This window comes from Mesorhizobium sp. M7A.F.Ca.MR.362.00.0.0 (assembly GCF_004023175.1).
Lineage (GTDB): Bacteria > Pseudomonadota > Alphaproteobacteria > Rhizobiales > Rhizobiaceae > Mesorhizobium.
The window spans coordinates 1-6,842 of the sequence record NZ_RZTF01000344.1; the positions used below are offsets into that span (position 1 = coordinate 1).

The 6,842-nt window shown below is 61.0% G+C and carries 6 protein-coding genes; 2 read left to right on the forward strand and 4 right to left on the reverse strand.

What is annotated here, in order from left to right:
* Positions 1–375: M17 family peptidase N-terminal domain-containing protein (locus tag EOC06_RS29235; protein ID WP_281062120.1), on the reverse strand; the 375-nt coding region annotated here is incomplete at its 3' end.
* A 234-nt stretch (positions 376–609) separates the two neighbouring features.
* On the opposite strand from EOC06_RS29235, the gene EOC06_RS29240 reads away from it, so the two are divergent.
* Together EOC06_RS29240 and EOC06_RS29245 are read left to right on the forward strand one after the other, a co-directional pair.
* Complete coding sequence (locus tag EOC06_RS29240; RefSeq protein ID WP_127397238.1) at positions 610–1,512, forward strand: LysR family transcriptional regulator; 903 nt, start codon at positions 610–612, stop codon at positions 1,510–1,512.
* A gap of 242 nt (positions 1,513–1,754) precedes the next feature.
* The gene (locus tag EOC06_RS29245) at positions 1,755–3,212 is read left to right on the forward strand and encodes an NCS1 family nucleobase:cation symporter-1 (RefSeq protein ID WP_127268714.1); all 1,458 of its coding nucleotides are present in this window, start codon (positions 1,755–1,757) and stop codon (positions 3,210–3,212) included.
* 35 nt (positions 3,213–3,247) lie between these two features.
* On the opposite strand, the gene EOC06_RS29250 is transcribed toward EOC06_RS29245, so the two are convergent.
* The 3 genes from EOC06_RS29250 to EOC06_RS29260 all read right to left on the reverse strand — a co-directional run bounded on the left by EOC06_RS29250 (position 3,248) and on the right by EOC06_RS29260 (position 6,705).
* Positions 3,248–3,784 carry a DUF1697 domain-containing protein gene (locus tag EOC06_RS29250; RefSeq protein WP_127268715.1) on the reverse strand — a complete coding sequence of 179 codons (537 nt, stop codon included), beginning with the start codon at positions 3,782–3,784 and terminating at the stop codon, positions 3,248–3,250.
* Positions 3,785–3,802: 18 nt separating this feature from the next.
* Positions 3,803–5,431: a CTP synthase gene (locus EOC06_RS29255; protein WP_164761665.1), complete on the reverse strand. Its 1,629-nt coding sequence runs from the start codon at positions 5,429–5,431 to the stop codon at positions 3,803–3,805.
* Positions 5,432–5,577: 146 nt separating this feature from the next.
* Positions 5,578–6,705, reverse strand: a complete 1,128-nt coding sequence (locus tag EOC06_RS29260; RefSeq protein ID WP_127319981.1) for a L,D-transpeptidase — start codon at positions 6,703–6,705, stop codon at positions 5,578–5,580.
* Positions 6,706–6,842 lie beyond the last annotated feature (137 nt).

Consider the following 6,842-nt stretch of genomic DNA (forward strand, 5'->3'; position numbering starts at 1 on the left):
GGATAGTTCAATGCCAGCGATGGGGTCCAGGACCAGAGTGGCCGCGCATTCCCCCTTGCCTTCCAGATGTGCGGCAAGCAGACCGCCGGCGCGCGCCAACGAGAGGGTGGTTACGGCTTCGGCTTTGCCCAAGGCCAGGACAACCACGCGCTTGGTCGATACTGCCTGCGGGGCAATAAGATCGATGCAGGTGCCGGATTCGGCCAAGGCGGCCGGGTCAGAGCATGCACGAGAGAGAATCCCGCTCATCTCAGCGTCCAGAGCCGCTGCCCGGGGACCAAAGCCTGGTTGGGCAGTTTGCAAAATCACGACGACGGAGGTTTCCGCGGAAATCTCCTCCGCAGCTTCGAAGACCGGCGCTGGCGATTGAGGCATAGGCTGGCGCTCTCTCCAATTGCGGCGATACCGAGCAAAGCTTCGCTCTCCACCGGTGAGACTGGTCAAGCCGGTCTCAGCCGTCGATGGTATGGTACCGGTGTTCCCAAACAGTCGCTTGAGACGACTTAATTGCTCTTGTCCTCTGGGTATCCCCTAACGGGGCAGGCGATCAAACGCGAATTCTGCCCATGTCGATTGACAAAAACTCAACTGACAATTCATGATCGTCGAATGGCCCTTCCCTCACTCAATGGCATGCGCGCTTTCGAGGCCGCCGCTCGCCTCGGCAGCGTCAAGGACGCGGCGGAAGAACTGCATCTGACACCCTCGGCTGTCAGCCGCCACATCCGCGCGCTTGAACGAAATCTTGGCCAGGACCTGTTCGAACGCGGTTTTCGCCAGATAACGCCAACCATCCGGGGCTCCTACTATGCGCGCAGCCTCTCGGAGGCGTTCGAAGCCATCTGGCGCGCCACCGATGACGTCAGCCTCTCGGACGGCTCGCGCCACGGCAAGATCCAACGGGTCCGGGTCTTGTGCGTGCCCACCGTTCTGAACCTTTGGCTGGCGGACCGGTTGCCGAACTTTCGCCGGTTGCATCCGTCGGTGGATTTGGAGATCTCCACTTCAGGCAAGCGCGCCAACTTCGATTTGGCCATTGTCGACGAGTTCGTCTACAAGGCCGGCCCGGCTTTGACGTTGCTGATCCCGCTGCTTTTGACGCCGGTCTGTGCGCCTTCGCTTTTGGAGGGGCCTGTGCCGCTGCGATCGCCGGCCGATCTGGTCAATCATCATCTGATCCATGAATGCGAAACCATGAGATGGAAGCGTTGGCTGGAGCAGGAAGGCGTTCTGGAAACGACGCCAAAATCCAGCACAACACTGGATGATTGTACGCTCATCATGCGCGAAGCGATCAATGGCGCCGGAATAGCGCTTGCGGACACGATCATGGCGCAAGATTTTCTGCAGCAAGGCAAACTGGTCGCGCCGTTCCATGTCCGCCACACCTATCCGGCCGGCATTTACCTGCATCAGCGTCGCAGCATCGGCAACAAACCAGGCACCGGCCTGTTTCAGGATTGGCTGCTCGCTGAAGTCGCGGACCACAAGCAGGTGATGGCCATCGCTTAGGGCCCCCTACCGAAGATGTCGGCAGCCACCGCTTCACATTGGAATCCCAGCGTCGAACTTCGAATCATCCGTGCCGGGTTCAGCGATGACCCACCATCGCCTTGCATCGATAATCGCAGTTCTCATTGAATATCTTTAAGGCCAAAGCCGGCAAATAGGTTGCTTGTCGGTTCCCCTGCGGCAGGCTTAACCTGCACGCGGTCAACGCGTGAGGGCGCGTGCTGCAAAAGGGGAACATTGCCATGACGATACAGGGTGCTTCACCTGATCTGTACAACGAGGATCTGGCTCCGGCCAAAGTTCGAAACTGGGGACCATTCTCGATCTTCAACGTCTGGACGTCGGACGTCCACAGCCTTTGGGGCTACTATCTGGCCGCTAGCCTGTTTCTGTTCTGCGGCGGCTTCGTCAACTTCATCATCGCCATCGGTATCGGCTCGCTGATCATCTATGTGCTGATGAACATGGTCGGCTATGCCGGCGTGAAGACGGGCGTGCCCTACCCCGTGCTTGCCCGCGCCTCTTTCGGCATCTGGGGCGCCAACATACCGGCACTGGTGCGCGCCATCGTCGCCTGTTTCTGGTACGGCGCGCAGACGGCCGCCGCCTCGGGCGCGATCGTGGCGCTGCTGATCCGCACACAATGGTTCGCCGATTTCAACGCCAGCACGCATTTCCTCGGCCATACCGGCCTGGAGGTGATCTGCTTCGTGGTCATCTGGGGGCTGCAACTGCTGATCATCCAGAACGGCATGGAAACGGTGCGCCGCTTCCAGGACTGGGCCGGCCCCGCGGTTTGGGTGATGATGCTGATCCTGGCGATCTATCTCTGCGTCAAATCCGGGAGATTTGCCTTCACCAGCGATATCCCGATGGACGTGCTGCTGGACAAGACGAAGGACGCGGGCGTGCCGGGCACGCCGGGATCGTGGACCTCGCTGTTTGCGGTGGCGGCGATCTGGGTCACCTATTTCTCGGCGCTCTATCTCAACTTCTGCGATTTCGCCCGTTACGCGCCGGACAAGGCATCGCTGCGCAAGGGCAACATCTGGGGCCTGCCGATCAACCTGATCCTGTTCTCGCTGGTCGCCGGCGTCACCACCATTGCCGCCTTTGATGTCTATGGCGAAGTGCTGCTGCATCCCGACCAGATCTCGGCGAAATTCGACAGCTGGTTCCTGGCAGCGCTCGCAGCCCTGACTTTTGCCGTGGCAACCCTCGGCATCAACGTGGTGGCAAACTTCGTCTCGCCGGCCTTCGACTTCTCCAACGTCTTTCCCAGGCAGATCGACTTCAAGAAGGGCGGCTATATCGCGGCCGTGATTGCCCTGCTGCTTTACCCCTTCGCGCCGTGGGAAGGCAGTGCCGCTTCCTTCGTCAACATCATCGGCGCGACAATGGGGCCGATCTTCGGCGTGATGATGGTCGACTACTACCTGATCCGGAAGGGCGAGGTCGACGTCGAGGCGCTCTACCGCGAGGACGGCGAGTTCCGTTTCCAGGGCGGCTGGCACGTCAATGCATTCATCGCAGCAGGCATCGGCGCCATCTTCTCGTCGATCCTGCCCAACTTCACCAACTGGCTGCCGTCCTGGTGGGGTGTCTATGGCTGGTTCTTCGGCGTGGCGATCGCCGGCATTATCTACTACGTGCTGCGCACCGCCGCTCTGGGCGCAGGCGCCAAGACCGCGAAAGCCTGACGAGCATCATCAGGGGCGGCGCAAAGCCGCCCCAACTACCCGATCATCTCGGCCAATTTGCGCACCGTGTTCCAGTTGCGCGACGTGCCGATGCCCATGCGCTTGTGGTTCATTGCCGCGAGCAGCCGCGAACTTGGCCTCTCTCGCGAAAAGACGACCCAGATGTCGCCGCCGAGCGAAGTCACTTTCTCGTCCTCGGCGGCATAGGCCTGCAGTGCCGTCACGGCCTGCTCGGGTGCAGGCTTACGCATCACGCGCACCGCCACCTGATCCGCGGTCGCATTCGATTCCATCGGAAACGGATTGCCGGCGGCAAGCTTCAGCCAGTCCTCGGCACCGCGCACGATGATATCGACATGGCGGCCGAAGGTTTTTTCGAAGGCTGCCTCCAACCACTGTTCGAGGTCGGCGATATCAGTTGCCGGTGCCTCGAAGACCAGATTGCCCGTCGCCACCAGCGTGCGCGGGTTGTTCAGCCCGAGCTCTTCGGCCATGGCCTTGAGGTCGGCCATGACGACCCGTCGCCCCTCAGCCAGGATGATACTGTAAAGCAGTGCGACATAGGTCTGCATTGCCGCCCGACCTGATCGCTACACCAGCCGGCTCTGCTCCACGGCCGCCTCGATGAAACTGGCGAACAGCGGATGCGGCTCGAGCGGCCGGCTTTTCAGTTCCGGGTGATACTGCACGCCGATGAACCACGGATGGTCCGGGTATTCGACCGTTTCCGGCAACACGCCGTCGGGCGACATGCCGGCAAACACCAGGCCGCAATCCTCAAGCCGCTCCTTGTAGTCGACATTGACCTCGTAGCGGTGGCGATGGCGCTCGAAAATCTGTGTGTCGCCATAGATCTCGGCGATCTTGGAGCCCTTGGCGAGCTCGGCCTGATAGGCGCCGAGCCGCATCGTGCCGCCGAGATCGCCGGTTTCGCGGCGCTTCTCCAGCATGTTGCCTTTCAGCCATTCGGTCATCAGGCCGACCACCGGTTCTTCGGTCGGACCAAACTCGGTCGAAGACGCATGTTCGACGCCGGCCAGCGACCGCGCCGCCTCGATGCAGGCCATCTGCATGCCGAAGCAGATACCGAAGTACGGCACCTTGCGCTCACGCGCGAACTTCGCCGCCAGGATCTTGCCTTCGGAGCCGCGCTCGCCAAAACCGCCGGGAACCAAGATGCCATGCACCTTTTCCAGCCAGGGCGTCGGATCTTCCTTTTCGAAGATCTCCGATTCGATCCAGTCGAGCTTGACCTTGACGTGGTTGGCAAGGCCGCCATGCGAGAGCGCCTCGATCAGAGATTTGTAGGCGTCCTTGAGGCCGGTATATTTGCCGACAACGGCGATGGTGACCTCGCCTTCCGGATTGTGGATGCGGTTGGATACCGCCTGCCACGGCTCCATGCGCGGCTTCGGCGCCGGATCGATGCCGAAGGCGGCCAGCACTTCCGAATCGAGCCCTTCCCTATGGTAAGCCATCGGCACATCGTAGATATGCGGCACGTCGAGCGCCTGGATCACGGCACTTTCGCGCACATTGCAAAACAGCGACAGTTTCCTGCGCTCTTCCTTGGGAATGGCGCGGTCGGCACGGACCAGCAGGATATCGGGCGCGATGCCGATGCCGCGCAGCTCCTTGACCGAATGCTGAGTCGGCTTGGTCTTCAGCTCGCCTGCCGTCGGTATGTAGGGCATCAGCGTCAGATGGACGTAGACGGCGTTGTTGCGCGGCAGGTCGTTGCCGAGCTGGCGAATAGCTTCCAGGAATGGCATCGCCTCGATGTCGCCGACCGTGCCGCCGATCTCGCACAACACGAAATCATAGTCGTCATTGCCGTTAAGAACGAAATTCTTGATCTCATCGGTGACGTGCGGGATGACCTGCACGGTTGCGCCGAGATAGTCGCCGCGCCGCTCGCGCTCGATGATGTTCTTGTAGATGCGGCCGGTGGTGATGTTGTCCTGCTGGTTGGCGGAGCGGCCTGTGAAGCGCTCGTAATGGCCAAGATCAAGATCGGTTTCCGCACCATCGTCGGTGACGAAGACTTCGCCATGCTGGTACGGCGACATCGTGCCTGGATCGACATTCAGGTAGGGATCGAGTTTTTTGATGCGTGCGCGATAGCCTCGCGCCTGCAGGAGAGCCCCAAGGGCCGCTGCGGCAATGCCTTTTCCAAGTGAGGAAACCACGCCGCCTGTGATGAATACATATCGCGCCATGGGAGTCATCGCTTAACGCGGCCGGATTGATTCCGCCAGAGAAAAAACCGCCGCGAAGCTTTTTTCCCAAGAAGGCGCTTGGATCGTGAACAAGGCAAAACAAAAGGGCCGGCTGAGCCGGCCCTTTCGGCAGGATGACGAAAACGTCAGATGATGACGACCTTGGTGCCAACCCTGACGCGGCTGTAAAGGTCCATGACGTGCTCGTTGATCATGCGGAAGCAACCATTCGAGGCGCTGGTTCCGATCGACTGCGGCGCAATGGTGCCGTGGATGCGCAGATGCGTGTCCTTCTTGCCGTCATAGAGATAGATGGCGCGCGCGCCGAGCGGATTCTGGCCACCGCCGGGCATACCGTCCTTATACTGGCCGTAATGCTTCGGCTCGCGCTTCTGCATGTCCAGCGTCGGGATCCAGCGCGGCCATTCCTGCTTGTCACCGACTGCAACCGTACCCTTGAACTGCAGGCCGTCGCGGCCGACCGCGATGGCGTAGCGGCGCGCGGTGGAGGACGATTCGACGAGGTAGAGGCGGCGCGCGCTGGTGTCGATAACGATGGTGCCGGCAGCGTAACCGCTGAATTCCACGTCCTGCGGCACGAATTCCGGCTTCACCTTGAACTGCTTCTTGGCTTCCCTCTTGGCGAGAGCCTGGTCGAGAGCCCGTGTCTCGGGAAGATATGAAATCGACGAAGAGGAAGAGCTACCGCCGAAGAGACCGGCGAACAAACCGCCGCTGCTCGGCTGCTTCTGGCCGATGACCTCGCTGCGCAACTCGCCATTGTTGCCGGTCAGGGCGATGTTCATCGCCTCTGCCGGAAGCGGCTCGGCCGACTGGATCGGCGCGATCGGTTCGATTGGTTCGATGATCTTGGCAACCAGCTTCTTGGCCGGCTTGGCATCGGCCACCTGGGTTGCCTGCGTGCTCTTGCCCTTCTTGGCCAGGAACGCCTGCCGTTCAGCGTCGGCCTTGGCCTTTGCCGCCTCGCGCATCGCCAGTTTCCTGGCTTCGAGCGCCTTGGCTTTGGCGGCTTCCTTGTCGGCAACGATCTTGGCCTCGATCTTCTTGATCTGGGCGAGGTCGTCGGGCGTCGGGTTTTTCTTCTTCTTTAGAAGCTTCAATTGCGACGCATCACTCTTGACGGCGACGTTGATGGCAGAAGTTGTTTCAGCCGAAGGCTGTGCGGCCATATTTGCCGGCACGCCGGCGAAGGCTGGGGAACTCATGCCGAGTGCGGCGCAAAGTCCCAGGAAAATGAAGCTGCGAAGCTGCATGGCGAAGATCCGATCGTTCTATGCTTGTTGCCCACGGCGTCGCCCAGCGCCCCCCAAGGGCGCCGGAAATGCCGCGCGCAATCTATAGTCGAATAAGCGCGGCTGCCTCAAGCGCGAGGCCCCGCCTCACCCTGTCG